The following is a 25169-nucleotide window of genomic DNA, read 5'->3' as shown; positions in this document are numbered from 1 at the left end:
CCAGATGTCCAGTGAGGCCGAACCGATCACCCGAATCGGCATACCCGGCGAGCGCCTGCTCGAGCGCGCATCCGCGGTCGGGCAGCGGGTCACCGCCCAGCCGCGGCGGCTGGGCTGGCGTCGGCGCCTCGTGGTCGCGATCTCGGTGACGGATGCCGCGATCGTGCTCGTCGCGCTGCTCGTCGCCCAGCTGCTGCGATTCCAGACGAACGGGTTCCGGGCGTCGACCCCGCAGTCCGACCTCGCGTACCTGACGCTGACCGCGGCGATCGCGGTCGGATGGCTGGTCGCGCTCTCGGCCACGCGGTCGAGGTTGCTGCGCAACATCGGCACGGGCATGGTCGAGTACCAGCGCGTCGTGAACGCGACCTTCCTCACGTTCGGCACGCTCGCGGCGGTCGCGTTCCTGTTCCAGGTCGACATCGCCCGTGGATACCTCGCGGTGGCGTTCCCGCTCGGACTCGTGCTCCTGCTGCTGGGGCGGGTCGGCTGGCGCGCCGCGCTGCACTCGATGCGACGCGTCGGCCGGTGCACGACCGGCGCGATCATCGTCGGCCGGCCCGACGACGTGGCCCGCGTCGCCGGCGAGCTGCGGCGCAAGTACCGCGTGGGCTATCGGCCCATCGGCGCGACCTACGCGGGCACCTCGCGCTCGTCGCAGCTGGCCGAGATCGACCTGCCGGCCATCGAGTTCAAGGACCTCGCGGCGACGTCGAAGCGCACGAGGACCCGCGCCGTGATCGTCGCCGGCGACCTGCCCGGCGGCAATGCGACCATCCGCCGGCTCGGCTGGGACCTCGAGAACTCGAACACCGAGCTGATCCTCGTCTCCAGGCTCACGGATGTCGCGGGCCCGCGCATCCACCTCAGGCCGATCAACGGCCTGCCCATGGTGCACGTCGACCTTCCGCAGTACTCGGGGTTCGCGCACGCAGTCAAGCGGGTCTTCGACGTGGTCGTCGCCGGAGGCATCCTGCTGCTGTTGCTGCCGCTCATCATCGCGATCGCCATGTCGGTGCGCCTGACGAGCGAGGGCCCTGTGCTGTTCCGCCAGGAGCGCGTCGGGGTCGGCGGGTCGCGTTTCACGATGCTGAAGTTCCGCTCGATGGTCATCGACGCCGAGGCGCGCCTGGCCGAGCTGCAGTCCCGCAACGAGTCCGATGGCGTGCTGTTCAAGCTCAAGGACGACCCGCGCATCACCTCGATCGGCAAGACCCTGCGCCGCTACTCGCTCGACGAGCTGCCCCAGTTGTGGAACGTGCTCGTCGGCGACATGAGCCTCGTCGGCCCGCGCCCGCCGCTGCCCGCCGAGGTCGACCGCTACGAGGAGGACGTCAACCGGCGCCTGCTCACGAAGCCGGGCATCACCGGCCTCTGGCAGGTCAGCGGCCGCTCGAACCTCACCTGGGACGAGAGCGTGAAGATCGACCTCTACTACGTCGAGAACTGGTCGCTGACCGGCGACATCGTCATCCTGCTGAAGACCGCGCGAGCGGTCGTCGGCAGTCATGGCGCGTACTGATCCCCCACCGTCTCCACGAGCAGATCGGACCAGCACATGACCGGATTGATCGTTCAGGAATGGATCGAGGAGTCGGGCGGCGCCGAGCAGGTGCTCGACGGGCTGCGCACGGCACTTCCCGACGCCAGGGTCGCCGCGCTCTGGAACGACGATCCGACGCGATTCCCCCCGGACACCGTCGACGAGTCCTGGCTCGCGCGCACGCCGCTGCGGGGGCGCAAGGCCCTCTCGCTCCCCCTCATGTCCGGCACGTGGCGGCGCGGCTGGGGCACGCTCGAACCCGAGTGGGTCGTCACGAGCAGCTACGTGTTCGCGCACCACGCCGGGTTCGGCACGTCGCGCGGGGTTCCGAAGTTCTCGTACGTGCACACGCCGGCCCGCTACCTCTGGGAGCCCGACCTCGACAGCCGCACCGTCGTGCCGCTCGCCGGGCTCGCCAGGGCGTACCTGCGCGGCATGGACCGTCGCGCGGCCGCGGCATCCGGGTCGCTGGCGGCGAACAGCGCGTTCGTGCGCGACCGCATCCGGCGGGCGTGGGACCGCGACGCCCGCGTCATCCATCCCCCGGTCGACGCCGCGTCGATCGCGGGCGTCCCCGACTGGGCGGTGCACCTGACGCACGCCGAGCGGGAGCTCCTCGAGACGCTGCCCGATCGCGGGTTCCTCATGGCCGCCTCGCGCCTCGTGCCGTACAAGCGGCACGACGCCGTCATCCGCATGGGCGTCGAGCTCGGGCTGCCGGTCGTGGTCGCGGGTTCAGGGCCGGAGCGGGACCGCCTCGAGGCGATCGCGGCCGCAGCACCGGTTCCGGTGCACGTGCTGGGGCGGGTCTCCGACGAGATGATGCGCGCGCTGTTCCAGCGCGCCCTGGCGTTCGTGTTCCCGCCCGTCGAGGACTTCGGCATCATCCCGGTCGAGGCGATGGCCGCCGGATGCCCCGTGATCGTCAATCGCGTCGGCGGGGCGGCCGAGTCCGTCGTCGACGGCGTCACGGGCGTGCACTACGACCCCGACGACCCGAGCGGCTTCGCCGCAGCGGTCGACGCCGTTCGCGCGATCGAGCCGGATGCGGCTCGATCGAGGGCCCTCGAGTTCGACGCCTCGCGCTTCGTCGAGAAGGTGCAGGACTGGGTGCTCGGCGATCAGGCCGTGGCGAGCTCGCGCCCGAACAGCGTGGCCTCGGCGCGCGGGTAGCCGTCGATCCAGTCGGCGCGCCGACGCCAGACCGTGCGCCACGGCGCACGGTCTCGCCGGGTGAGCTTCTCGAGGGCGGCTCGCACGCCGACCCCGGCGACCAGTAGGCGAACCCCGATCGCGGCGCGCGCCGGCGACCACGTCTTGCGCAGCAGCGTGACCTTGCCCGCCATGACCATGCAGCCCTTCGCGCCGCCCGCGTCGCTCGATCCGCCGACCTCGTGCACGATCTCGGCGGCGGGCACGATGACCCGGCGGAGCCCGGCCCGGCCCGCCCGCATGCTGAACTCGGCGTCCTCGCCGTAGAGGAAGTACTCCTCGTCCATGCCGCCGAGGGCCTCCCAGTCCTCGCGGCGCACGAGCAGCAGGCAGCCCGTGATGATGGGCACCTCGCGCACCGTGTCGCGCGGCCAGGTGCCGAGCGATTCGGGGTCGAAGATCGGCGAGTGCTTGAACGCGGTCGACGCCATGGTGGCGAACATGGCGAGCGACCAGAGACTCGGCGCACCCCAGCACGAACTCGGGTCGACGGCGCCGTCCGGCCGCAGGGTGCGGCCGCCGAAGACGCCGTACTCGGGGTGCGTGCGCGCGAAGGCGAGCAGCGCCTCGAGGGATCCGGGTAGCGTGATCGTGTCGGGGTTGAGGAGCAGCACCCATGACCCGGCCGCGGTGCGAGCGCCCAGGTTGACGCCACGCGCGAAGCCGAGGTTCTCGCCGGCGGGGATGACGGTCACCGCGGCATCGGCGAACCGCTCGCGGAAGGCGTCGACGCTGCCGTCGGTCGACCCGTTGTCGACGACGACGAGTTCGAGGTCGACGCCGGGCGACGCGTCGAGCACCGACTGCAGGCACGCGCTCGTCGCCTCGCGGGTGTTGTAGTTCACGACCACGATGCTGAGTTCGGGCACGCTGTCTCCTCTCACGGCCGCGCTCACGATGTCGCGCGGCTGGCTGCTCAGATGCTCACGGGCTCGAGGTCGTCGCGCCGCGTGACGCGCCAGCGCGAGGCCTCCTCGAGGTCGGCGGCGGTGATCTCGTCGGCCGGGCGCACGATCGCGAGGCCGCGTTCGGCGAGGAACGCGGCCAGGTCGTCCTGATGGGCGTCGACGTGCTCGCCGTGCCCGACCGAGCGCGCCGCGAGCACGGGCACCTTGCCCGCGCTGAGCGCGGCGAGCGCGGTGCCGGTTCCGGCGTGGCCGATGACGACGTCGGCGCGCTCCAGCTCGGCCGAGAGCACGGCCGACGGCACGGTGGGCTTCGCGTCGATCGCGAGGCCCGTGACATCCGTCGACCCGGTCTGCCAGAGCACCTCGGCGTCGGCGGGCAGGGCCCGGGCGGCGGACTCGATGAGCCGGCGGAATCCGTACTCGCCGTTGCCGCCGACGGTGACGACCGCGCGTCGGATGGGCTCGGAAGGCGCAGCTGCCCCAGCGTCGGAACCGTCACCGGGAACCGCCTCGACCTGGAACCCGTCGAAGACCGACAGCGCGTAGCCCCATCGCTCGGAGGTGCGATTCGGGTACTGCACGTAGCGGCGCACGCTCGGGATGCGGTCGATGACCTTGCCCGTGGTCGAGAGGTCGGTGACGCGCGTGGCGCTCTCGACGTAGCTGAACGGCACGCGTCGCAGCAGCGCCGGGATGAGCGCGGAGAGGGCGATCTGCGCCCCCGAACTGACCACGCGGTCGACCCCGTGGTCCGAGAGCGCCCTGGTCGCGATGCGGGTGTCGCGGAGCACCCCGATGGTGTCCCTCGGCGGCCTCGTCGGCACGTGCACGACCGTCTGCCCGTCGAGGAGCGATCGGCTCTGCGCGGTGTCGTCGGTCATCCAGACGACGTCGTCGCCCGCGGCGATGCGCGGTGCGAGCATGTGCAGCTGGGCGAGGTGGCCTCCGGAGATGGCCACGAGCATGGTCGTCATCCGATGCCTTTCTCGAGCGCCTGCCAGGCGATCTCGGCGATCACCTGCTGGCCCGTGATCGATGGGTGGAAGTGGTCGATCGACGAGATCTCGTCGGTCGTGAACGGGTACGCGTACACCGCGCCGTCGTCGTCGATGCAGCGTTCGGCGGCGGCGCAGACCGTCTCGATGGCCGCGTTGTACTCGACGACCCTGGCGGCGACCGCGTCGCGCCGGTCGTTCGCCTCGGCGGAGTCGTCGTCGGCCGAGCCCAGCAGGTTCTTGCACGACGGGCTGGAGTTCCACGCCTGCACGGCCCCGGCGTCGGTGCGGCCGATCTCCCAGAGGTGGTGCAGGTCGGGCACCGAGAGCACGAGGATGGTCGCTCCGGGCACCTCGTCGTTCAGCCGCGTGAGCAGCTGTCCGAGGCGGGCCTCGTAGTCGGCCGTCGAGGTCATCTCGCCGAGGGTCGGCGCGCATGCGTCGTTGCCGCCGAGCAGCACGGTCACGAGCTCCGGCTGGGCGGCGACGACCTCGTCGGCGAGCCCGAGCGCGTCTTCGACGTCGCCGCCGTCCTTGGCCGCGTTGACGACGTCGGGTTCGGTTCCGGATGCCGCGGCGAGACGTGCCGCGACCGAGCCCACGACGGGGTCGGTGCCGCCCGACCACGACGCCTTGGCGCATTGCCCCTGTTCGGCGCAGGCGTTGACGCCGAGCGAGACGGAGTCGCCGAGGATCCCGAGGGTGGTCACGGTCGGTGCCGCGGCCGGCTGCTCGACCTCGGTGAGGTCGGGCGGCGCGGCGGCGCTCGGGGTGCAGGCGGCGAGGGCGACGGCCGTCAGCGCAGCGAGCACCGCGGCGGCCATGTACTTCGGGGGTCGCGTCACGAATCGGCCTTCCTGTGCTCGGCCGAGGGTCGGCCGGCCTGCCCATCGGGCTCGACGGGCTCGAGCAGGTCGACCGGATCGCGCGGCTCGATCGGCTCGAGCAGGTCGACCGGGTCGCGCAGGTCGGCCGATTCGACCGGGTCGGCCTGCGCCGCGGCATCCGCACCGCTCGGGGCCTTCGCGGCGGCCGGCTTGCGCACCTGCTTGACGAAGCCGATGATCGCGGCGAGGTCGCGTCGGTAGGCGGGAATGGCGAGGCAGGCGAAGAGCGGCAGGACGCCCGCGGCGACGCCGAGGAGCAACTGCACGATGTTCGGCAGTCCGTCGGTCAGGCGTTCGACGCCGTACGCGGCGCCGAAGCAGAGCGGCGCGAGGATCACGGGCCGGTAGATCGGCTTCAGGATGTCGCCGACGCGCACGAACGTGCCGACGGTCGCGTAGTAGAAGCCGGGAACCAGCAGCACCATCGTGAGCAGGCCGTAGACGAGGGCGAGCCCCTCGACCCCCGCCCACCAGAGGCCGAGGAAGTAGCCGGCGATCACCATCGGCCGGGTCACGAGGTAGTAGACGAGCTGGCGGTGCGCTCGACCGAGGGTGATGTAGAGCCAACCGAGCACGCTGCCGATCGACTGGGCGATGCCGGCGATCGCGAGCAGGCTGAAGAGCGTGGCGGCCTGCTCCCACCCGGGCCCGAGCAGGATCGCGATCAGCGGCTGCGACACCGCGGCGGCCACCGCGTACACGGGGATCGTGAGGTACCCGATGATCATCAGCGCGCCGCGGATGTAGCGGCGGTAGCGGTCGCCGTCGTCCTGCAGCTTGCTGAGCACGGGCAGCGCGACCCGGCCGAGCGTGCCGTTCAGCTGCTGCATGGGCAGCAGGTAGAGCGCGTACGCCCGTGAGTACTGACCGAGGGCGGCCGGGCCCATCTGCTGGCCGATGATGACGTTGTCGGCGTTCTTCGCCGCGTAGTTCAGCAGCTGGACGCCGAAGATGCTGCCGCCCGTCGTGACCAGCGGCACCACGTCGCGCGAGATGTGCGGTCGCCCGAACTTCGGCCGCGACGCGACCCAGAGCGCGATGAGCCGGTAGAGCTGCCCCGCGCCCGACATGACGACGAGCGCCCAGACGCCCCACCCGAGGGCGGCGGCGGCGATGCCGAGCACCACGCCGCAGAGCATCGAGACGACGTCGATGTTCGCGAGCGTGCCGAACTTGAGGTCGCGCTGCACGCGCGCCTGCATCGGCATCGAGAGCCCGTTGATGAGCAGGATGGGCGCGATCGCGAGCGTGAGCGGAACCAGCCGCTCCTCGTCGTAGAGCAGCGCGATGAGTGGGGCGCACGCGGCGATGAGCACCATGAGCCCGACGCCGAGGGCGACCGAGAGCCACATGACGCTCATCCACATGCGCTCGCTGAGCTTCTTCGCCTGGATGATCGCGCCGGTCAGGCCGAAGTCGCGCACGAGGTCGGCGACGCCCACGATGGCGGTGACCATCGCGACGAGGCCGAAGTCGGCGGGCGTCAGCATGCGCGCCAGCACGACCGTCGACGCCACCTGGATCAGCGTCTTGCCGCCGAACCCGCCCATGGTCACGAAGACGCCGCGCGAGGACGTGTGCGCGAGGCGGTCGCCGCCCTGGCCGCTCATGCGCTCACCCGGCTCGTGTCGTCGCGCGCCCAGTCCCGCGACGCATCGCCGATGACCGCCCGGTGCGCACGCACCCGCGGGATCGTCGAGGTGGCGCAGTACACGGCGAACGCCGGCCAGAGCGCAGGGCGCCTCGCCACGCGGCGGATCAGGTTGCCCATCCGGTCTCCGATCGGGTCGTCGGACTGGAGTCGCTCATCGTCGGGCAGCTCGAGGTTGCCGCGCGCGATGCGCGTGGTCCGGCGCAGGTGCGCGCCGAGGGTTCGGGCGCTGCGCACCGTGAAGACGTGGCCGTCGAGCGTGCCGCGTTCGTCGAGCGCGAAGAGCTGCTGCACGAAGCGGTCGTCGGCGATCACGTCGGGCCATGACCCGAACCGTTCGCGGCCCGCCTGCGAGAGGGCGTAGACCCCGGAGCCGATGTGGCCCTGCCTGCGATAGTCGGTCAGCTCCCAGATGCGGTAGTGCGCCTGCACCGGCCACGAGGATGCCGCGGTGTCGACCTCGAAGCGAGGCGACGCGATGAGCGGGCCGTCGGGTTCGCCGAGCAGGTCGGCGAGCGCGAGCAGGGCCGGCAGGTCGATGAGCACGTCGGCGTCCACGTAGGCGCGCGGGAACGCGGTCGTCGCGGCATCCCCCGCATCGAGGGCGGCGATCTTCGACGCCGTCTCGATCTCGACGACCCGCACGCTCGGCTCGAAGGTCCTGGCGATGCGCACGGTCGCGTCGGTGCACCCGTTCGCGACGACGAGGATCTCGCACTCTGCCGCCCTCGGGTCGGCGACGAGCGCCTCGAGCAGCCGGCTGATGATCGCCGCCTCGTCGTGCGCGGGGATGACGATCGACATCCTGGCAGTCATCGCGTCGCCCCCTCGAGCGCGACCTCGTCGGCGGTCGGGGCGTCGACGGATGCCGCGGCATCCGCTCGTTCGACCATGGGCCGCCTCGGCGCCTCGGTGAGCAGCCACGCCCCGACCGCGAGCAGGATGCACAGGACGAAGAACGCCTGGAAGAAGCCGAAGGCGTCGTAGAAGAAGATCGCCGCGATGTAGCCCGAGATCGCCACCGCGATCGCCAGCGCGAGCACCGCGTGGCGTCGCTCGGTGGCCTGCGCGAAGGCGAACCGCAGCAGCATGATCGGCGGCACGAGCAGGAACACGGCGAGGCCGAGCACCCCGAGCGCGCCGGTCTCCATGAGCGTGCCCAGGAACTGGTTGTCGAGGATGAACGCGTTCGCCTCGTCGCCGATCACGATGCGGCTGCCGAATCCGCTGCCGAAGAACGGATGCTGCGCCACCTCGGCCATGGCCGGCTCGAGGTCGGCGAGGCGGCCGGCACCGCCCATGCCGGCGGAGGTGTACTGCGAGGCGACGAGCGAGTCGACGTCGAGGAAGGACAGCACCATCGACTCGAACACCTTGGGCACCACGGCGGCCGCGAGCAGGACCACCGGGAGTGCGAGCGCGAAGATCGCCCCCGCCACCTTCGGATGGAAGATGAGCGTCACGAGGAACATGATCGCGAGCACGACCACCGCGGTGCGCGAGATCGCGGCCATGATGCCGCCGAACAGCATGATCGTCGCGCCGCCGTAGACGATCTTGCGGTTGATCTCGTTGAGCGGCCAGGCGGCGTACTTCGCGAGGTAGACGGCGAGCGGGATCAGGATGCAGAGCACGACCGCGAGGGCGATCGGATGCTGCGCCGAGCCGAACGCCCGCGCGACGCCGGCCCTGCTGACGTCGCCGCCTTCGCGGAGGAGGGTCAGCGGCAGGAAGTTGCCGAGCACGAGGAACACGTTGAACCGGGAGAACCGCTCGATGAGCGCGAAGAACGAGACGACCACGCCGGCCCAGGTGACGAACGTGATGAGCAGCATGACGTCGCGCTCGCTGCGCAGCAGCTGACGGAAGCAGAAGAAGACGGCGAGCATGAAGAGCATCTGGAACATGCCGCCGACGGCCGTGCCGATGAGCGCATCGTTCGCGAGCCCCGTGACGTTGACCACGAACGACACCGCGATGGTCACGAGGAAGATGCCGATCGGCCATCCGAACGCGACCGGCCGCCAGCGCACCTCGGGCTTGAGGATGAGCGAGACGACGAGCGCGATGATGACGATCCCGAGCACGAGGCGATACGGCTCGAGCTGGAACGGCAGCGGGATCGGGATCGCGTACCGCCTGGCCGGCACGAGCATGATGACCGCGGCGAGGCCGATGATCATCGCCGTCCACGTGAAGATGAACCGTCGGAGCAGCACCAGCGCGGCGATCGACCCGATCGCCGCCGCCGCCATGAGCGGCGGCAGCAGGAGCACGGCCGTGAGGGAGACGACCGCGAGCACGACGGCCGCGATGATGACGCGGCGGCGGCTCGGCCGCTCGGGTGCGGGCGGACCCGACCCGAGCCGCTGCCCGCCGTCGCGGGCGCCGACCGCCCTCGAGGCGTGGGCGACGCTCATGCGGGCCTCAGTCCGACCGGGTGCCGGCGCCGACCAGGACCTGGTCGTCATCGGCGGGCTCGATCTCCTCGATGCCGAGCGCGTCCGGTGCCGACGCGGTGCCGTCACCGGCCGGGGTCGGCGCGGTGGAGCGTCGACGCGATCGGCCCCGCTTGCTGCGGCCCGAGCGGTTCGAGCGGATGGCGGCGAGCACGAAGGCCAGGGCGACGAAGCCGAGGAAGACCGCGAAACCGGTCACGACGATCGGGATGGCGGGATTGCTCGTCTCACCGGCGACGGCTGCGCCCGAGGCGAGCACCTCGAGCTCGACGCGGTCCTCGGGGGCGATCTGCTTCGCCGTCTGCTGGTCGCCGACGTAGTCGACGAACACGTCGGTCGCCGTGGCGCTCAGCTCCTCCGCGCGCTCGGGGGTCTGCGCGGTGCCCACGATCTGCAGCACCGGAAGCTTCAGCGACCCGGGGAACCGCTCGTCGCCGGCCGGCTGCGTGGTGCGGCGGATCGCGGTGATCGACTCGGTGTCCTCGTCGAGGGTGCCGGTGCTCGCCTCGACCTCGGTGACGATCGGCTCGCTCGAGACGAGGTACGCGTAGATCTGCGTCGCGGCCGCGAGGTCGAGCGGCTCGGGCGCGGTCACGCCCTCCTCGATGGTCTTGCCCGGGATCTGGGACTGGAACAGCGTGTCGTTCGGACTCGTGACGAGCACGGTCGTGCTCGCGGTGAACGACTTCACCGCGCGGGACTGGACTTCTCCGTTCGTCACGGTGAAGCCCGCGAAGAATGCGGCCACCACGGCGACGATCAGGCCGAACGCCAGCAGCCATTTGTAGCTCCACAGCGTCTGCAGGTACTTCGGAGTCTCCATGTGTTCGTCTCCCTCACGTCGCGACCGGAATGTCGTGGACTGCGATGCCCCCCGTGCCGATCGCTCGGAACCCGGTGCGCCGTCGCAGAAGAGAAAGAGGAACACTTCGTCATGCTCATAGTGCGGCCGGGGTATTAACGGCGCACCCGCTTTCTGTTGCGCGCCTGTTAACTCTCCGAGTCGAAACGACGCACTTCGTTGTATACGTCGCGCATGACCTCGATGGTTGGAAGGACACTAGTCTGCGTCACGGGGGTGTTCCATGGGCTCTACCAGATCGGCGAAGGACGGCGAGCGCATCTCGATCCTCTACAGCTTTCCGCATGCGTTCGGCGCACCCGGCATCGGGTGGACGGCGTGGAACCAGGTGAACGAGCTCGTGCGAGCCGGTCACGACGTGCACCTCGTGACCACCAGCGTGGCGCGACCCGTCGACGGGCTCGCCTCGCTGTCGACCTCGCTCGAGGTCGCCGGTCGGCGCATCCCCCACCGGGTGCTCGGGCAGGACCGCTCCCTCGCCTGGCACGACCGGTTCGCGGCGCGGGTGCTCGCCAAGCGCCTGCCCGACGTCGTGCACGTCTGGCCCCGCTCGGCGGAGCGCACCATCGAGGCGGCGCGGGCACGCGCCATCCCCTCGTTCCGCGAGGTGCCGAACACGCACACGGCGAACGCCTACGAGGTCGTCGCCGCCGAATCCGCGCGACTCGGGCTCGCCCCGCGGGAGGGGTCCTCGCACGCCGCCGACCCCGTGCGGCTCGCGACCGAGGAACGCGAGTGGGCGACCGCGACGGCGCTGCTGGTCCCCTCCGACGCCGTGGCGACCACGTTCCTCGACCGCGGATTCGACGAGTCCCGGCTCCGGCGCCACCGGTACGGCTGCACCCCGCCCGGTGCGGTCGAGCGCGACGACGTCGACGGTGCTCCGCTGAGCGCGGTGTTCCTCGGTCGGGTCGAGGCGCGCAAGGGCCTGCACTTCGCGCTCGACGCGTGGCTCGCGTCCGAGGCGTCCGAGCAGGGCACGTTCCTCGTCTTCGGCGCCGTCGACGAGGCGTACCTGGCCGTGCTCGGCGATCGACTCGCGCACCCGAGCGTGCAGCTGCGGGGCCTCACGGCCTCGCCCCTCGACGAGCTCGCGCAGGCCGACGTGCTCCTGCTGCCCAGCATCGAGGAGGGCAGCGCGCTCGTGACCTACGAGGCGCAGGCGGTCGGCTGCGTGCCGCTCGTCTCGACCGCGGCCGGCGCCCTGCTCGAGCACGACGTGCACGGGCTCGTGCACCCGACCGGCGACGTCGCGACCCTCGCCGCCCACCTCGACCTGCTCTCGGGCAGTCCGGAGACGCTCGGCCGACTCCGGCGGGCCGCACTCGCGCACGGCCCTCAGCTGACGTGGGCCGCGGCGGCGGCGAGCCTCGTCGAGGCGTACACCTCGCGTCCGGCCCTCGCAGTGAATGGAATGGTGCGTGCCGACGCCGCGTGATCTCGCCGTCATCGTCTGCACGCGCAACCGTGCCACGATGCTCGGAGCCGCGCTCGCGTCGATCCTCGAATCCGTGCCGGGCGACGTCGAGGTGCTCGTCGTCGACTCGGCATCCGACGACGGGTCGACCCGCGATGCCGCCATCACGGCGGGTGCGTCGTACGTGCGCAGCGATATCCGGGGCCTCTCGATCGCCCGCGACCTCGGCCTGCGCACCAGCACCCGGCCGCTCGTGCTGTTCACCGACGACGACTGCGTCGCCGTGGCCGGCTGGATCGACCCGGTGCTCGAGCACTTCGGCGACGAGGTCGTCGGCGCCGTCACCGGGCGCATGCTCGACCACACCCTCGTCGGAACCGGCGGCGTCGAGGCGCCGAAGCGGTACACGAAGACCGTGCAGGGCATCGACGCAGGGCACGGCGCGGTCATGGCGTTCCGGCGCGAACTCGTGCTCGAGCTCGGCGGATTCGACCCCGTGCTGGGCGCCGGGCGCACGCTCGCCGGCGCAGAGGACCTCGACATGTTCTGCCGCATCCTCGATGCCGGGCACGCGATCGTGCACGATCCGTCGTGCGTGATCCACCACATGAACACGCGCCAGGGCGACTCGTACACCGAGCTCCACCACGGGTACGGCCTCGGCCTCGGCGCCCTCGCGAACAAGCTCCTCCGACTGCGCTTCACCGTGGGCGTCGCCACGCTCGCGGTGCTGCTCAAGCGCACGGGCGGCCGCACGCTGCGGCACCTCCGCGACCCGCGCAAGGGCAAGGCCGACCGGGCGATGCTGCGCGGCATCCGGCAGGGATTCTTCGCGGGCGCCGGCATGCGCCTCGACGGCTCGACCTTCGTCGACGAGCATCCGCCGCCGGCGACGCCGCTCGAATCCCCGATCGATCGAGACCCCGGGAGGGCACGATGAGCGAACCCGAGGCCAAGGCCGAACTGATCGGCACGCTCGACGAGAAGTACGTCGCCAACGTGATCGCCTTCGAGTCGATGATCGCCGCGGCTGCGCTGATCCTCGACGGCGAGCGGATGCGGGGGGCCGACGGTTCGATCGACCTCGCCGCCGTGCAGGCCAGGCTCGCGGCACTGACGTGGCGGGTGCCGGCGATGCGGCAGCGGCTCGTCGCCACGCCGCTGCGTGCGACCACGCCCGCCTGGGTGCCGGTCGCCGAGATCGACATCGCGAAGCACGTGACGCTGCATCCGCGCATCGAGCCCGACGACCCGCGGCAGGTCGAGATCCTCACGGGGCGGCTCAACGGCCCGATGGATCCCTCCCGCCCGCTGTGGGACTTCCGCGTCGTCGAGCTCGACAGCGGCCGCGTCGCGATCGTCGCCCGCTACCACCACGTCATCGGGGATGCGCTGTTCGGCCTGAAGATCGGCGACGTGGTCGCCGGCACGACCCCGACGCCGCTCATCCCCGAGGTCACGGCGGCGGAGCGCGACGCGGTCGGCGTGGCTCCGCGCACCGGCCTCGGCATCCTCGCCCTCGCGTGGCGCGCCTGGTGGGCCGACCGGGGCGGCGTCGGCGCCGCGTGGCACGAGTACTGGCGCAAGCCCTTCACGCGCCGCCTTCGCCGATGGGGCGGGCGCGTCATCCGGCCCCTGAAGAACCGGGCGATCGTGACCTCTGGCGAAGCCGAGCGGATGCTGGTGCCGCGCCATTCCCGCTACGTCGAGGTCGAGCTCGGGCCGGCGATGAAGCTCGCCTATCGGCTCGGCGGCACCGTGCACGACCTCACCGTCGCGGCGACCCTCCGCGCCGTGGCCATGCTCGAACCCGACTCCGAGACGGTGTCGCTGCTCGTGCCGATCTCGCGGCGCACGCGAACGGATGACGCGGCGCGCAACCACATCAGCATCGTGAAGGTGACCGTGCCGACCTCCGACCCGCTCGAGCTCGTGGTGCCGTCGGTGCGGGCGCAGGTGCAGGCCGCGGTCGACGACCGCTCGCACCGCGACCTCGGCGCATCGGACTGGCGCGGTTACGCGACCTACATCACGTGGGGTCCGAAGCAGCGGTTCTTCGGCGAGGCGCCCATCGAGTCGGTCACGGGCTGGCCGGCCGGCGACCCGCGCGACGACCTCGCCTGCCTCTCGTGCTCGTACGGCACGAAGCTCACCGTCTCGGTGACGGCCCGCGCGACGACCGACGTCGACGCGGTGATGGCCGTGATCGCCGAGTCCTTCTCGGCCGTGCCCTCGATCGCGGGGCGGTGACCATGCCGAAGCTCTCAGGCGCCGCCCGGTCGATGCTCGACCTGCGCACCTACCTGCACGCGTTCCGGCTCGCGCACTTCTCCAGCTACTCGCACGTGCGCCAGGTGCGCCTGCTGCAGCTCGGCGAGGGGGTGTCGATGGCCCCGAACGTGTCGTTCCGCAACGCCGAGCGCATCAGCATCGGCGCGGGCAGCCACATCGGCGAGCATTCGGTGATCTGGGCCGGCAACAGCACAGGCCGCATCGTCATCGGCGAGAAGGCGCTCTTCGCGCCGAACGTGACGCTCACGGCGTCGAACTACGGCATCGTGCAGGGCGACGTCGCGATCATGGACCAGCCCAAGATCGAGCAGGACATCGTGATCGGCGACGGCGCATGGCTCGGGGCGAACGTGGTCGTGCTCGCCGGCGTCACGATCGGCGAGGGCGCGGTCATCGCCGCGGGCGCGGTCGTGACGAAGGACGTGCCGGCCCAGGCGATCGCCGGCGGCGTGCCCGCGAAGGTCATCGGCGAACGGCCGACGGCACGCCCGACCGCGGTCGCGCCGCAGGAGACCGAGTTCCCGAAGGCGGTGCCCGCATGACGGGCGCGCGCGAACCCGGTTCCGCCGACGAGCGCCCGCTCGTGATCGAGGCCGAGCCGGCATTCCGCACGGCGCACGCGAATCCGTACAACGCGCGGCTCTACACGACGATCGTCGCCGAGGGCCACACCGTTCGCGACCTCTCGTACCTGCGCCTGTTCACCCGCCCGGTCGACATCGTGCACCTGCACTGGCCCGAGCTGACGTTCCTGACCGGACGACGGTGGCGCGTGCTCGCGCGCCTGCTGCTGTTCCGGGCCGGGTTGCGCGTCGCGCGGCTCCGCAACGACACGAAGCTCGTCTGGACGGTGCACAACGTCGCCTCGCACGAGCAGCGCTCGACGCCGCGGTTGCGCGCCATGCATCGCCGGCTGCTCGTCGAGGAGGTCGACGGGCTCGTGTCGCTCAGCGAGGGCGGCCTCGACGCCGCGCGCGCGGCGTACCCCGAGCTCGCCGACACGCCGGGCGCCGTCACGCCGCACGGGCACTACCGCCTCGACTACGACGTCGGCATCTCCAAGGACGAGGCGCGCGCCGAGCGGGGCATCGAGGGCGACGCCCTCGTCGTCGCCTCGGTCGGCATGATCCGCGCCTACAAGAACATCCCGGACCTCGTGCGCACCGTCGTCGGCGGCGACCACGAGGTGCGCCTCGTGATCGCCGGAAAGCCCGCCGGGTCGGCGCTCGCGGCCGAGATCGTCGCCGCGGCCGACTCGGACTCCCGCGTGCTCCTCGACCTCGCGTTCCAGTCCGACGCGGCGATCATGGGCTGCATCAGGGCGTCGGATGTCGTCGTGCTGCCGTACCGGGCGATCCAGAACTCCGGGTCGGCGATCCTCGCCCTCTCGGCCGATCGTCCGGTCGTCGTGCCGGCGCTCGGCGCCATGCGCGAACTGCAGGAGCTGGTCGGCCCCGATTGGGTGCGCTGCTACGAGGGCGAGTTCGACGCGGCCGAGCTGGACCGCACCCTCGAGTGGGCGGCGATCCCGCGCCCCGATCGAGCTCCGCTCGATCGGCTCGACTGGGGGGCGATCGCCCGCGAGACCGTCGCCGCCTATCGACGGGTGCGAGACCCGGAACGGGTCGATGGCCCCCTGACCGAGGCGACCGCCTCCGTGAACCGCTGAGTCGGCAGCCCGCCGACCCACCGCAGGCCAAGCGACGGTCCGCCCCGATCCCGAACTCCTGCACCGTCATTCACCCACAGCACCCGAGAGAACCGAGGAGTCCGATGTCCGAACTCGAGTCCCCGACGCGACCGTCGAGCCGCATCCGTCGCCGTTTCGCCGTGATCGCGACCCTCGCCGCGGCCATGCTCGCGACGACGGCCTTCATCGTCGCGCCGGCCTCTGCGGCCGAGCCCCCGCCGGCCGGCGCGTACACCGTGACGTTCACGGATGTCGCGGCCCGCGACGCGGCGATCGGCTCGACGGGCGTCGCGCCCGCCCGCCTGTACGACAGCATCTTCGCCGGCTTCTCGGCCACGCTCACGGCCGATCAGGCCGCAGCGCTCGACGGCGACTCCTCGGTGCTCGGGCTCATGGCCGAGGCTCCCGTGAAGGCGCTCGCGCAGGTCGTGCCGCCGGCGGTCGGAGCCGTCGAGGCCGACGAGCCGCCCGTCAAGGCGGGCAGCGGCGCCGCGTGGAAGGGTCCCGGCGTCGCGGTGATCGACTCCGGCGTGAGCACCCACACCGACCTCAACCTCGCGACCGCGGTCAACTGCCTGCCCACGGGCACGGCGGCCGACGGCGACGGCCACGGCACCGGCGTCGCGGGGGTGCTCGGTGCGATCGACAACACGACCGGCATCCTCGGCACCGCGCCCGGCGTGCCGATCCACTCCGTGCGCGTGCTCGGCGACGACCTGCTCGGCACCGTGCAGTCGCTGCTCTGCGGGCTGGAGTGGGTGGCCGACAACGCCGCGGCGAAGGACATCGCCGTGGTGAACATGAGCATCGCCTACACGGGAACGGATGACGGCAACTGCGGCCGCACGAACGGCGACGCCGTGCACCAGGCCGTCTGCGCCCTGACCGAGGACGGCATCTCGATCGTCGCCGGCGCCGGCAACTCGGGCCGCGACCTCGCGCTCTACTCCCCGGGCAACTTTGACGAGGTGCTGGTCGTGACGAACATGGCCGACTTCGACGGCAAGCCCGGCGGCCTCGGCACGGCCCCATGCAGCGTGACCACCAAGGACGACGCCTACGCGGTCTCGACGAACTACGCGGTGAGCGCCGCCGACCAGGCGCACACGGTCGCCGCCCCCGGCGTCTGCCCGTACACGACGAAGAAGGGCAACCGGTACGGCTACGTCGCGACCGGCACGAGCATGGCGACGGGCGCCGCGAGCGGCGTGGTCGTCGCGTGCTACGCGTTCGGCCCGTGCGACGGCCGCTCGACCGACGAGGTCATCAGCATCGTCCGCGCACAGGCTGCGGCCGCCGCCGCACGCGGGCACGTCTTCACGGGCGACCCGACGAAGCCGGTGGCCGGCAAGTACTTCGGCTACCTCCTCTCGGCGGTGCCGACGGGTTCGACGCCCACGCCCACCCCGACCCCGACGCCGACGCCGACTCCCACGCCGACGCCGACCCCGACTCCCACGCCGACGCCGACTCCCACGCCGACCCCGACCCCGACTCCCACGCCGACCCCGACGCCCACGCCCACGCCGACGCCGGCTCCGGATCGCACGGCGCCCGTCGCGTCGATCACGTCGCCCGCCTCCGGCAGCACCGTGTCCGGCACCTCCGTCGCCGTCACCATTTCGGCGAGCGACAATGTCGGCGTGACCGCCGTCGCCCTCTGGGCGGGCACCACTAAGCTCGGCAACGCGACGAAGCAGGCAGACGGAACCTGGCGTGCGCTCATGAACTCGCGCCTGTATCCGAACGGGGCCTACGGCGTGACCGCGAAGGCCACGGATGCCGCCGGCAACGTCGGAACGAGCGCGCCGATCACGATCGCGGTGCGCAACTGAACGCCGGCGCCGCACGTCGACCAGCACGCCCCCGAAGGAAGGAACCCCTCATGAAGCTCTCCGTCATCGGATGCGGCTACCTCGGAGCGGTCCACGCCTCCGCCATGGCCGAGCTCGGCCACGAGGTGATCGGCATCGACGTGGATCCCTCGAAGGTCGAGGCGCTGCAGGCCGGCCGGCCGCCGTTCTACGAGCCCGGGCTGCCCGAGGTGCTCACCTCGGCGGGTGCGACGGGTCGTCTGCGGTTCTCGACCGACATCGCCGAGGTCGCGGATGCGACCGTGCACTTCATCGCGGTCGGCACGCCGCAGTCGGCCGACGGCTACGCGGCCGACCTGAAGTACGTCGATGCCGCGATCGAGGCCCTGCTGCCGTACCTGAAGGAGGGCGACCTGATCGTCGGCAAGAGCACCGTGCCCGTCGGCACCGCGCGTCGACTCGCCGATCGCATCGCCGAGTCGGGTACGGGTGCTCGGCTGGCGTGGAACCCCGAGTTCCTGCGCGAGGGCTACGCCGTGAAGGACACGATCGAGCCCGATCGGCTCGTCTACGGCGTCGGCGACGAGCGCGACGTCGAGGTGCTCGACGGCGTCTACGCGACGGCCATCGGTGCCGGCACGCCCCGCATCGTGACCGACTACGCCACGGCGGAGCTCGTGAAGGTCGCCGCGAACGCGTTCCTGGCCACGAAGATCTCGTTCATCAACGCGATGGCCGAGATCGCCGAGGTCACGGGCGCCGACATCACGAGCCTCGCGGATGCGATCGGGCACGACGCGCGCATCGGCCGGCGCTTCCTCAACGCCGGCGTCGGCTTCGGCGGCGGATGCCTGCCCAAGGACATCCGCGCGTTCACGGCGCGCGCCGAGGAGCTCGGTCGCGGCGAGTCGGTCGCCTTCCTCAAGGAGGTCGACGCGATCAACCTGCGACGCCGCGTGCGGGTGGTCGACCTCGCGGTCGACGCACTCGGCGGAGCGCCGTACGGCAAGAAGGTCGCGGTGCTCGGGGTCACGTTCAAGCCCCACTCCGACGACGTTCGGGACTCCCCCGCGCTCGACGTGGCCGTGCAGCTGAAGGGTCTCGGGGCCGACGTGGTCGTCACCGACCCCGAGGGCATCGACAACGCCCGCCTGCGGCATCCGCAGCTCCTCTACACCTCGGCCACCGAGGAGGCCCTGCGTCACGCCGACCTCGTGGTGCTCGTGACCGAGTGGCCCGAGTACGTGGGGCTCGACCCGGCTCACGTGAAGTCGATCTCGCGGGCGTCGGTCATCATCGACGGCCGCAACGCGCTCGACACCGAGGCATGGAAGGCCGCCGGCTGGAGCTACGTGGGCATGGGCCGCAGCTGACGCGCTCCGCACACGCGAAGAGGGGTGCCGCTCGATGAGCGGCACCCCTCTCTTACGTCGTCGGGCTCGGCCTCAGGCCCAGATGCGGGCGAGGTAGGCGTCGGTCGGCGTCGGGGTCTGCTGGTCGAACCAGGCCGATCCGTAGGAGCTCATGCCGGTGTCGACCTTCCACCCGCCCGCCGCCGAGAGGTTCTTGGATGCGGCCTTGTCGTACGAGGTCGAGCTGTTGACGACCGACGCCCACTGGGTGTCGTACATCGACCCGAAGACGAACGAGTCCTTCGCGTAGAGCTGCCCCGGCTCGCCGCTGCCGTTGATGGCCTGGCCGATGGTCGGCCCCTGTGCGCCGGAGGGCAGCGGGTAGCGCGCGCGGATCGCGAAGATCTGCGCTGCGAGGATCGTGTGGTCGAGCGTGAGGAACGGCGTGCCGAGGCGGGGGTCCTGCGGCTTGGAGCCGCCGATCTGCAACGCGCTGTTCAGCGAGCCGAAGAACGTCGAGTCGCGGATCGTGAGTCCGCGGTACGCGCCGTTGCCGTACATCTGCAGCGTGTCGATGTGGTCCTTCGCGCCGCTCGGACGGAAGACGGGTGCGCAGTAGCAGCCCTCCCAGAGCGAGTCGGTGATCATCGAGTTGGAGCCGGCCGCGTAGCCGAACGGGTCGTTGATGTCGACCTTCGCATCCGCCATCACGACCTCGTGGGCCGAGCAGCCCTCGAGGATCCCGTTCGACGAGGTCATGCGGAACCCGTGCGAGACCTTCGACTGCGCCCACGCGGTGCGGCTGCAGTCGGTGAGCAGCATGAACCTGCCGTTGATGCGCGCGAACGTGACGCCCTTGACGCCCACGATCCTGGCCGAGTCGACGACCTTCACCGACCCCCAGCCGTTCTTCGGGGAGACGAGGATGTTCTTGGCCGCCGTTGCGCGCCCGACGCCCTTGAGGGCGGCCGGCGATCCGGACGACGCCCCGTATCCGGGCAGGGTGCCCGACGCGATCCGGATGTGCACGCCCGACTGGATCTGCGCATCGGTGACCGAGGCGATCGCCCGGCCGATGGCGGTCCAGTCGCAGGCCACGTCGATGACGGTCTTGAATGCCGCGCCGAACTTCGGCGTGTGCGTCGGCCAGTGCGTGCCGTTCGGCCCGAACGAGCGGATGGTCGTGGACGACACTGCACCGTTCGCGCTCGCCGCCGCGGTGGTCGCCGCGGCCGTGTCGGGGCGCCAGAAGACCGGCACCAGCGGGTCGAGGTAGGCGGCTTGCCCCAAAGCGATCGGCGCGAACAGTGCGGCACCGGTCAGCAGGGTTCGCCGGGAGATGGATTTCGTCATGCGCTTTTCTCCGATCTTCGGATGGACTCCGTGGCGCAATCGGTGTCGACGTGACGCGCCAGATCCTGAGAACTGTCGCGCGAGCCCCCTTGTGCGACGTTTCAACGCTAGTCGGAACGCATTAACCCGTCATTACGAATATGCGACGTCCCCACGACGCACGGTGCTTGCTCAGGCCGCCGACACCCGCGGGATTCGCGCGGGAAACCCGGCCGTCATCGCGTGGGCCTATGGTTGTCGGATGATCGGGCAGGCATTCCGTCGGCGACGCATCGTGCTCGCCCTGGTCTACGCGGCCGCGCTCGCGATCGTGCTGCTCTGGCCGGTGCACATCGACGGCGAGGGCGGATTCGTGCGGTTCGGGCCTCTGCTCGACGCCATCGCGCTCCTCGGCATCCCCCAGTGGGCGAGCTATCCGTTCGTCGAGTTCGCCTTCAACATGGCCCTGTTCGTGCCGCTCGGGCTCCTGCTCGCGACCGGTTCGCCCCGGTCGGGCCTGCGTCGCATCGCGACGGCGCTCGGGGTCGGCCTCGTGGTGAGCTGCCTCGCCGAGTTCGCGCAGCACCTCTTCCTCCCCGACCGCACGACCGATGTGCGCGACGTGGTCGCGAACGCGCTCGGCGCCGGCCTCGGGGCGTGCATCGTCGTCGCGGTCGACTACGGCATCCGCCGGCGACGTGCGGCGATCGCGTCGGCGGCTCGCACGAGCGCGAGGTGCGAGAACGCCTGAGGCGTGTTGCCGGCCTGCCGACCGCTGACGGGGTCGACCTGCTCGGCGAGGAGCCCGAGGTCGTTCGCGTAGCCGAGCAGTCGCTGCATGAGGTGTTCGGCGTCGTCGAGGCGCCCGCTGCGGGCGTACTGCTCGACGAGCCAGAACGAGCACGCGAGGAACGCGTTCTCGTCGCCCTCGACGCCGTCGGTGTCCGACTCGGTGCGGTAGCGGCGCAGCAGTCCGTTGCGCATGAGGGTGCGTTCGAGGTGGGCGACGGTGCCGAGCATGCGCGGGTCGTCGGGCGCGAGGTAGCCCACCTGCGCCAGTTGCAGCAGCGCGGCATCCGGTTCGCGGGTGCCCTCCGACTGCACGTAGCTGCCGAGCTCGGTGTCGTAGCCGGTGCGCTCGATGCGTTCGGCGAGCCCGTCGCGCAGGGCACGCCAGTGCTCGACGGGGCCGTACCTGCCGTCGTGCTCGACGGCGCAGACGGCCCGGTCGAATGCCGCCCACAGCATCACGCGCGAGTGCGTGAAGTGGCGTTCGGGGCCGCGCATCTCCCAGAGCCCGGAGTCGGGCCGGTCGAGGTTGCGTTCGGCCTCCTCGAGCAGCGCGCGCTGCAGCGGCCATGACAGGCCGTCGTCGTCGACCGCCTCGGCGTGCCGAACGGCGTCGAGCGCCATGAGCACCTCGCCGAAGACGTCGGCCTGGAACTGGTCGGATGCCGCGTTGCCCACGCGCACCGGCCCGGCGCCGTCGAATCCGGGCAGCGTGCCAACCTCCCACTCGGGCAGACGACGTTCGCCGGCGACGCCGTACATGATCTGCACGTCGGCGGGGTCGCCGGCAACGGCCCGTTCAAGCCAGCCCCTCCACGCCTCCGCCTCGTGGTCGAGCCCGTGCACCATGAGGGCCTGCAGGGTGAGCGACGCGTCGCGAAGCCAGACGTAGCGGTAGTCCCAGTTGCGAGACCCGCCGAACTCCTCCGGCAGGCTCGTCGTCGCCGCGGCGACGATGCCGCCGGTGTCCTCGTGCGTGAGCAGCCGCAGCACGAGCAGCGAGCGGCGCACGGCGTCGTCGTACGCGCCGAACGAGGTCGAGCGGCCCGCCCACTCGCGCCACCAGCCGTTCGTGCTCGCGATCACCTCATCGACGTCGACGGGCTCCGGCGGTTCGAGGTGCGACGGGAACCAGGTCAGCCGCAGGTCGACAGTCTCGCCCTCTGCCACGTCGAAGGTGCCGACGTGGGCGTGCCCCTTCGCCGTGAGTCGCGGCCCGCGCAGCACGAGCGCGTCGGGCCCGGCGATCGCGAGGAGCGTCGGCCCGGTGGCCGTCGTACGCTGCCGCATCCACGGCAGCGTGGCCGCGTACCCGAACCGCACCCGCAGCTCCTGCCGCATGGTCACGGCGCCCCGGATGCCGCGCACGCGCCGGATCACGTCGCTGCGGGCGTCGTGCCGCCCGCCGCCGATGGGCATCAGGTCGGTCACCTCGACCTCGCCGGCCTCGCTCGTCCACGTGGTGACGAGGGTGAACGTGTCCTCCTCGTAGCGGCGCACCGCCGTGGCATCCGGGTCCTCCGGCCGCAGCAGCCACCGGCCCTGGTCGGCGTCCCCGAGCAGGGCCCCGAAGACGGATGCCGCGTCGAACCGCGGCGGGCAGTACCAGTCGATCGATCCGCCGGCGTCGAGCAGCGCCGTGGTGCGGCAGTCGCCGATGACCGCGTACTCTTCGATCGGGGCGGGCATCTCAGGCCTCCCCGATCGCGGAGCGGTCCGCCGGCCGACGCGAGCGCCCGCTCGCCCACCGCAGCAGCCAATCGAGCGGTCCACGGCCGATGAAGCGCCGCCAGAGCCAGGCGAAGACCATCGAGCCGATGACGAGGCCGATGAGCAGCGGCCACGAGTCATCCGTCACCACGCCCGTCGCCGGGTCGACCCGCACGGAGAGAGCGATGACCACGAGGTGCAGCGTGTAGATGCTGAGCGGCATCGAGCCCATGGCGGCGACCGGCGAGGTGACGGCGATCGTGACGCGGCGCACGGCGGGGGCCGCGAGGCCGGTGAGCACGAGCAGCACGGCGACGACCGCGACCGCGACGCCCGTGTTGCCGAGGGTCTCGAGCGAGGCGCGCAGGGGCACCGACCACGCGGCATCCGCCACGAACTCGGGTTGCGGCGGCAGCGTCGAGAGCGGCAGCAGGATGCAGGCGGATGCCGCGCCGACGAGCCCTGCGACGAAGACCGTGGTGCGCGACGCGAGGTCGAGCCGTGCGAGCGCGAGGCCGATGAGCATGACCGGCACCCAGACGATCACCGGGTAGGCGCCGCTCACGACCCAGTCGATGGGGATGCGGAACACGCCCTGCCGTGTCTCGGCGACGAACGGCGTGCGGGAGGCGATCTCGGCGAGTGCCGGCGTGATCGCGAGCAGGCCGATGCCGACCGCCAGGCCGGCGCGCGGCGGCAGGAACAGCAGGGGCAGCATGAGCAGGAACGCGATGCCGTAGACGTCGAGGATGATGAACACGAGCGGGTGCAGGGTGGCGGCGATCAGCAGCCCCATCGCGATGAGGATCACCGCGCGGATCGCGATCTGGCGACGCAGGATGCCGCGCTCCCCCGCCCCGGCGATCGGTCGCGTGCCGCCCGAGATGAAGCCGAGCCCGATGCCGGCCGTCAAGGCGAACAGCAGACGTGGCCGTTCGTCGGCGATGCCGATGAGCGTCATCGCCGTCGGATCCTCGACGATGGGCGCCACATGCGCCACGAACATGCCGATGAGCGCGAGGCCGCGCGCCGTGTCGACGCCGATGACGCGCGCCGGTGCGGCGCCTGCGGAGCTCATGACCCCATGTTGGAGGCATCCGCTCGCATCGAGGCGAAGACACGACGGAAGCCCGGATCAGCGATCCGGGCTTCCGTCGTGAACTTCCGTGCCGAGGTGCGGTACGAGCTCCACGACGGCAGCGATACTGGGGCGATCGTGTCGGTCACGTAGCCTGACTTCATGGATCCCCGACGGCGGCCGTCGCTCACGAGTGCCGCGCGCAGCGTGTTCGCCGCGTACCTCGTCGTGCTCGCGCTCGTCGTGTTCCTGCCCGCATCCCAGGCTGGGCAGGTCACGGGCGTGCTCGACTGGCTGGCCGGGCTCGCCGGCGACCTTCTCGGCGTTTCCGCCGATTCCGCATACGTCGTGCTCGAGTTCGCGGCCAACATCGTGCTCTTCGTCCCTTTCGGCGTGCTCGCCCCGATCGCGTTCCCCCGCCTGCGACTGCTCACGGTCATCGCCCTCGGGTTCGCAACAAGTATCGTCATCGAACTCGTGCAGTTCGCGATCCCGTCGCGATACCCGACGGTCTCCGACGTGATCGCGAACACCCTCGGTGCTGCGGTCGGATGCCTCGTGGTGGCGGTCGTCGTCCGGAGGCGGTCTACTCGGGCGCGCGCCCTCACGACGGCGCGATCATGACCGGGAGCGGTCTGAAACCGCCCTCATGAATCACGGCGGCGACAGATGCCCGTGCGCTCGTGAAGACACGACGGAAGCCCGGATCAGCGATCCGGGCTTCGGTCGTGAACTTTCGTGCCGAGAGGTAGGGCCGTGACCCGACGGGGTCAGCCCTGCTGGCGTGAGCGGCGCACGGTCGTCATGACGACGACGAGTGCCGCACCCAGCAGCAGCGCGCCGCCGCCGATCCAGATCCACAGCACGGGGGCGTCGTAACCGGTCGTGGCGATGCCTCCGGTGCTGGCCGTGTCAGCCGGCACGACGGTGAGCGTGCCGGTGGCGACCCAGTCACCCGCGGTGTCGGTGATCGTGTAGGTGCCCGGCGTGTTCGAGGACACCTGGAACGAGACCGTTCCCGTGGCATCCGTCGGCCGGGAGGCCGTTGCGGCCTTCAGCACGGCGAGCGTGACGGCATCGGGCGCGGTCGCAGTCGACGGCGTGTTCGGCGGCAGTCCGCTGAACGTCATCGTGCCGACCTCGCCCACGGTCAACGTGACATTCGTGCCCTGACCGGT

22 protein-coding genes are annotated in these 25169 nt (G+C 71.4%); 11 read left to right on the top strand and 11 right to left on the bottom strand.

The genetic code is table 11. The annotated features are described in order from the left end of the window. Positions 1-4: 4 nt before the first annotated feature. Positions 5-1522: a sugar transferase gene (locus tag ASE68_RS05555; RefSeq protein ID WP_055855994.1), complete on the top strand. Its 1518-nt coding sequence runs from the start codon at positions 5-7 to the stop codon at positions 1520-1522. 36 nt (positions 1523-1558) lie between these two features. Then, a complete protein-coding gene (locus ASE68_RS05550; protein WP_055855991.1) occupies positions 1559-2716 on the top strand; it encodes a glycosyltransferase in 1158 nt (385 codons plus the stop codon). Here the strand turns inward: ASE68_RS05550 and ASE68_RS05545 are convergent. The 7 genes from ASE68_RS05545 to ASE68_RS05515 are packed head-to-tail and all read right to left on the bottom strand — an operon-like array spanning position 2665 to position 10478. Next, the gene (locus ASE68_RS05545; protein WP_055855988.1) at positions 2665-3624 is read right to left on the bottom strand and encodes a glycosyltransferase family 2 protein; all 960 of its coding nucleotides are present in this window, start codon (positions 3622-3624) and stop codon (positions 2665-2667) included. The genes ASE68_RS05550 and ASE68_RS05545 overlap by 52 nt on opposite strands. 47 nt (positions 3625-3671) lie before the next feature. After that, a complete protein-coding gene (locus tag ASE68_RS05540) occupies positions 3672-4637 on the bottom strand; it encodes a glycosyltransferase (RefSeq protein WP_055855985.1) in 966 nt (321 codons plus the stop codon). After that, positions 4634-5503, bottom strand: a complete 870-nt coding sequence (locus ASE68_RS05535; protein WP_157421561.1) for a GDSL-type esterase/lipase family protein — start codon at positions 5501-5503, stop codon at positions 4634-4636. The genes ASE68_RS05540 and ASE68_RS05535 overlap by 4 nt, the downstream gene beginning before the upstream one ends. Then, on the bottom strand, positions 5500-7155 hold the full coding sequence (locus ASE68_RS05530; protein ID WP_055855979.1) for a lipopolysaccharide biosynthesis protein: 1656 nt from the start codon (positions 7153-7155) through the stop codon (positions 5500-5502). Before ASE68_RS05530 ends, ASE68_RS05535 begins: the two co-directional genes overlap by 4 nt. Beyond that, on the bottom strand, positions 7152-8012 hold the full coding sequence (locus ASE68_RS05525; RefSeq protein ID WP_082462045.1) for a glycosyltransferase family 2 protein: 861 nt from the start codon (positions 8010-8012) through the stop codon (positions 7152-7154). Before ASE68_RS05525 ends, ASE68_RS05530 begins: the two co-directional genes overlap by 4 nt. Continuing rightward, positions 8009-9616, bottom strand: coding sequence for an O-antigen ligase (locus ASE68_RS05520; RefSeq protein ID WP_055855973.1), 1608 nt, complete (start codon positions 9614-9616; stop codon positions 8009-8011). Before ASE68_RS05520 ends, ASE68_RS05525 begins: the two co-directional genes overlap by 4 nt. Positions 9617-9623: 7 nt before the next feature. Further along, positions 9624-10478: a hypothetical protein gene (locus ASE68_RS05515; protein WP_055855971.1), complete on the bottom strand. Its 855-nt coding sequence runs from the start codon at positions 10476-10478 to the stop codon at positions 9624-9626. 262 nt (positions 10479-10740) lie between these two features. Between ASE68_RS05515 and ASE68_RS05510 the strand changes: the two genes are divergently transcribed. From ASE68_RS05510 to ASE68_RS05480, 7 genes are all read left to right on the top strand, one after another. Next, on the top strand, positions 10741-11955 hold the full coding sequence (locus ASE68_RS05510) for a glycosyltransferase family 4 protein (RefSeq protein WP_055855966.1): 1215 nt from the start codon (positions 10741-10743) through the stop codon (positions 11953-11955). After that, positions 11939-12874: a glycosyltransferase family 2 protein gene (locus ASE68_RS05505; RefSeq protein ID WP_055855962.1), complete on the top strand. Its 936-nt coding sequence runs from the start codon at positions 11939-11941 to the stop codon at positions 12872-12874. Before ASE68_RS05510 ends, ASE68_RS05505 begins: the two co-directional genes overlap by 17 nt. Then, positions 12871-14184, top strand: coding sequence for a wax ester/triacylglycerol synthase domain-containing protein (locus ASE68_RS05500; protein ID WP_055855959.1), 1314 nt, complete (start codon positions 12871-12873; stop codon positions 14182-14184). The genes ASE68_RS05505 and ASE68_RS05500 overlap by 4 nt, the downstream gene beginning before the upstream one ends. 2 nt (positions 14185-14186) lie before the next feature. Continuing rightward, positions 14187-14768, top strand: coding sequence for a DapH/DapD/GlmU-related protein (locus tag ASE68_RS05495; RefSeq protein ID WP_055855956.1), 582 nt, complete (start codon positions 14187-14189; stop codon positions 14766-14768). Then, complete coding sequence (locus ASE68_RS05490) at positions 14765-15895, top strand: hypothetical protein (protein WP_055855953.1); 1131 nt, start codon at positions 14765-14767, stop codon at positions 15893-15895. The genes ASE68_RS05495 and ASE68_RS05490 overlap by 4 nt, the downstream gene beginning before the upstream one ends. Before the next feature lie 104 nt (positions 15896-15999). Next, on the top strand, positions 16000-17751 hold the full coding sequence (locus ASE68_RS20420; protein ID WP_055855950.1) for an Ig-like domain-containing protein: 1752 nt from the start codon (positions 16000-16002) through the stop codon (positions 17749-17751). 50 nt (positions 17752-17801) lie between these two features. Beyond that, on the top strand, positions 17802-19103 hold the full coding sequence (locus tag ASE68_RS05480) for a UDP-glucose/GDP-mannose dehydrogenase family protein (protein ID WP_055855948.1): 1302 nt from the start codon (positions 17802-17804) through the stop codon (positions 19101-19103). A gap of 72 nt (positions 19104-19175) precedes the next feature. On the opposite strand, the gene ASE68_RS05475 is transcribed toward ASE68_RS05480, so the two are convergent. After that, the gene (locus tag ASE68_RS05475; RefSeq protein WP_055855945.1) at positions 19176-20435 is read right to left on the bottom strand and encodes a hypothetical protein; all 1260 of its coding nucleotides are present in this window, start codon (positions 20433-20435) and stop codon (positions 19176-19178) included. Positions 20436-20676: 241 nt separating this feature from the next. Between ASE68_RS05475 and ASE68_RS05470 the strand changes: the two genes are divergently transcribed. Beyond that, a complete protein-coding gene (locus ASE68_RS05470) occupies positions 20677-21165 on the top strand; it encodes a VanZ family protein (RefSeq protein ID WP_055855942.1) in 489 nt (162 codons plus the stop codon). On the opposite strand, the gene ASE68_RS05465 is transcribed toward ASE68_RS05470, so the two are convergent. After that, positions 21093-22892 carry a glycoside hydrolase family 15 protein gene (locus ASE68_RS05465; protein ID WP_055855939.1) on the bottom strand — a complete coding sequence of 600 codons (1800 nt, stop codon included), beginning with the start codon at positions 22890-22892 and terminating at the stop codon, positions 21093-21095. The two genes, ASE68_RS05470 and ASE68_RS05465, sit on opposite strands and share 73 nt — an antisense overlap. A 1-nt stretch (position 22893) precedes the next feature. Next, positions 22894-23991 (bottom strand): DUF418 domain-containing protein, encoded by a 1098-nt coding sequence (locus ASE68_RS05460; RefSeq protein ID WP_055855936.1) that lies wholly within the window; start codon positions 23989-23991, stop codon positions 22894-22896. A 162-nt stretch (positions 23992-24153) separates the two neighbouring features. On the opposite strand from ASE68_RS05460, the gene ASE68_RS05455 reads away from it, so the two are divergent. Beyond that, complete coding sequence (locus ASE68_RS05455) at positions 24154-24615, top strand: VanZ family protein (RefSeq protein WP_082462042.1); 462 nt, start codon at positions 24154-24156, stop codon at positions 24613-24615. Positions 24616-24761: 146 nt separating this feature from the next. Here the strand turns inward: ASE68_RS05455 and ASE68_RS05450 are convergent, their stop codons facing one another. Then, entirely contained in the window at positions 24762-25145 is a 384-nt protein-coding gene (locus ASE68_RS05450; RefSeq protein WP_157421559.1) for a hypothetical protein, read from the bottom strand. Between the last annotated feature and the right edge of the window lie 24 nt (positions 25146-25169).

The sequence above is a fragment of the Agromyces sp. Leaf222 genome, from assembly GCF_001421565.1.
Classification (GTDB): domain Bacteria; phylum Actinomycetota; class Actinomycetes; order Actinomycetales; family Microbacteriaceae; genus Agromyces.
Note: the sequence above shows the minus strand (reverse complement) of the source record. Positions and strands in the feature narration are given on the sequence as shown.

What these genes read in the sequence shown, in the direction of transcription:
- ASE68_RS05555 (WP_055855994.1), top strand. Translation starts at nt 5, where the DNA reads ATGTCCAGTGAGGCCGAACCGATCACCCGAATCGGCATACCCGGCGAG.
- ASE68_RS05550 (WP_055855991.1), top strand. Translation starts at nt 1,559, where the DNA reads ATGACCGGATTGATCGTTCAGGAATGGATCGAGGAGTCGGGCGGCGCC.
- ASE68_RS05540 (WP_055855985.1), bottom strand. Translation starts at nt 4,637, where the DNA reads ATGACGACCATGCTCGTGGCCATCTCCGGAGGCCACCTCGCCCAGCTG.
- ASE68_RS05530 (WP_055855979.1), bottom strand. Translation starts at nt 7,155, where the DNA reads ATGAGCGGCCAGGGCGGCGACCGCCTCGCGCACACGTCCTCGCGCGGC.
- ASE68_RS05525 (WP_082462045.1), bottom strand. Translation starts at nt 8,012, where the DNA reads ATGACTGCCAGGATGTCGATCGTCATCCCCGCGCACGACGAGGCGGCG.
- ASE68_RS05520 (WP_055855973.1), bottom strand. Translation starts at nt 9,616, where the DNA reads ATGAGCGTCGCCCACGCCTCGAGGGCGGTCGGCGCCCGCGACGGCGGG.
- ASE68_RS05515 (WP_055855971.1), bottom strand. Translation starts at nt 10,478, where the DNA reads ATGGAGACTCCGAAGTACCTGCAGACGCTGTGGAGCTACAAATGGCTG.
- ASE68_RS05510 (WP_055855966.1), top strand. Translation starts at nt 10,741, where the DNA reads ATGGGCTCTACCAGATCGGCGAAGGACGGCGAGCGCATCTCGATCCTC.
- ASE68_RS05500 (WP_055855959.1), top strand. Translation starts at nt 12,871, where the DNA reads ATGAGCGAACCCGAGGCCAAGGCCGAACTGATCGGCACGCTCGACGAG.
- ASE68_RS05495 (WP_055855956.1), top strand. Translation starts at nt 14,187, where the DNA reads ATGCCGAAGCTCTCAGGCGCCGCCCGGTCGATGCTCGACCTGCGCACC.
- ASE68_RS05490 (WP_055855953.1), top strand. Translation starts at nt 14,765, where the DNA reads ATGACGGGCGCGCGCGAACCCGGTTCCGCCGACGAGCGCCCGCTCGTG.
- ASE68_RS20420 (WP_055855950.1), top strand. Translation starts at nt 16,000, where the DNA reads ATGTCCGAACTCGAGTCCCCGACGCGACCGTCGAGCCGCATCCGTCGC.
- ASE68_RS05480 (WP_055855948.1), top strand. Translation starts at nt 17,802, where the DNA reads ATGAAGCTCTCCGTCATCGGATGCGGCTACCTCGGAGCGGTCCACGCC.
- ASE68_RS05475 (WP_055855945.1), bottom strand. Translation starts at nt 20,435, where the DNA reads ATGACGAAATCCATCTCCCGGCGAACCCTGCTGACCGGTGCCGCACTG.
- ASE68_RS05470 (WP_055855942.1), top strand. Translation starts at nt 20,677, where the DNA reads ATGATCGGGCAGGCATTCCGTCGGCGACGCATCGTGCTCGCCCTGGTC.
- ASE68_RS05465 (WP_055855939.1), bottom strand. Translation starts at nt 22,892, where the DNA reads ATGCCCGCCCCGATCGAAGAGTACGCGGTCATCGGCGACTGCCGCACC.
- ASE68_RS05460 (WP_055855936.1), bottom strand. Translation starts at nt 23,991, where the DNA reads ATGAGCTCCGCAGGCGCCGCACCGGCGCGCGTCATCGGCGTCGACACG.
- ASE68_RS05455 (WP_082462042.1), top strand. Translation starts at nt 24,154, where the DNA reads ATGGATCCCCGACGGCGGCCGTCGCTCACGAGTGCCGCGCGCAGCGTG.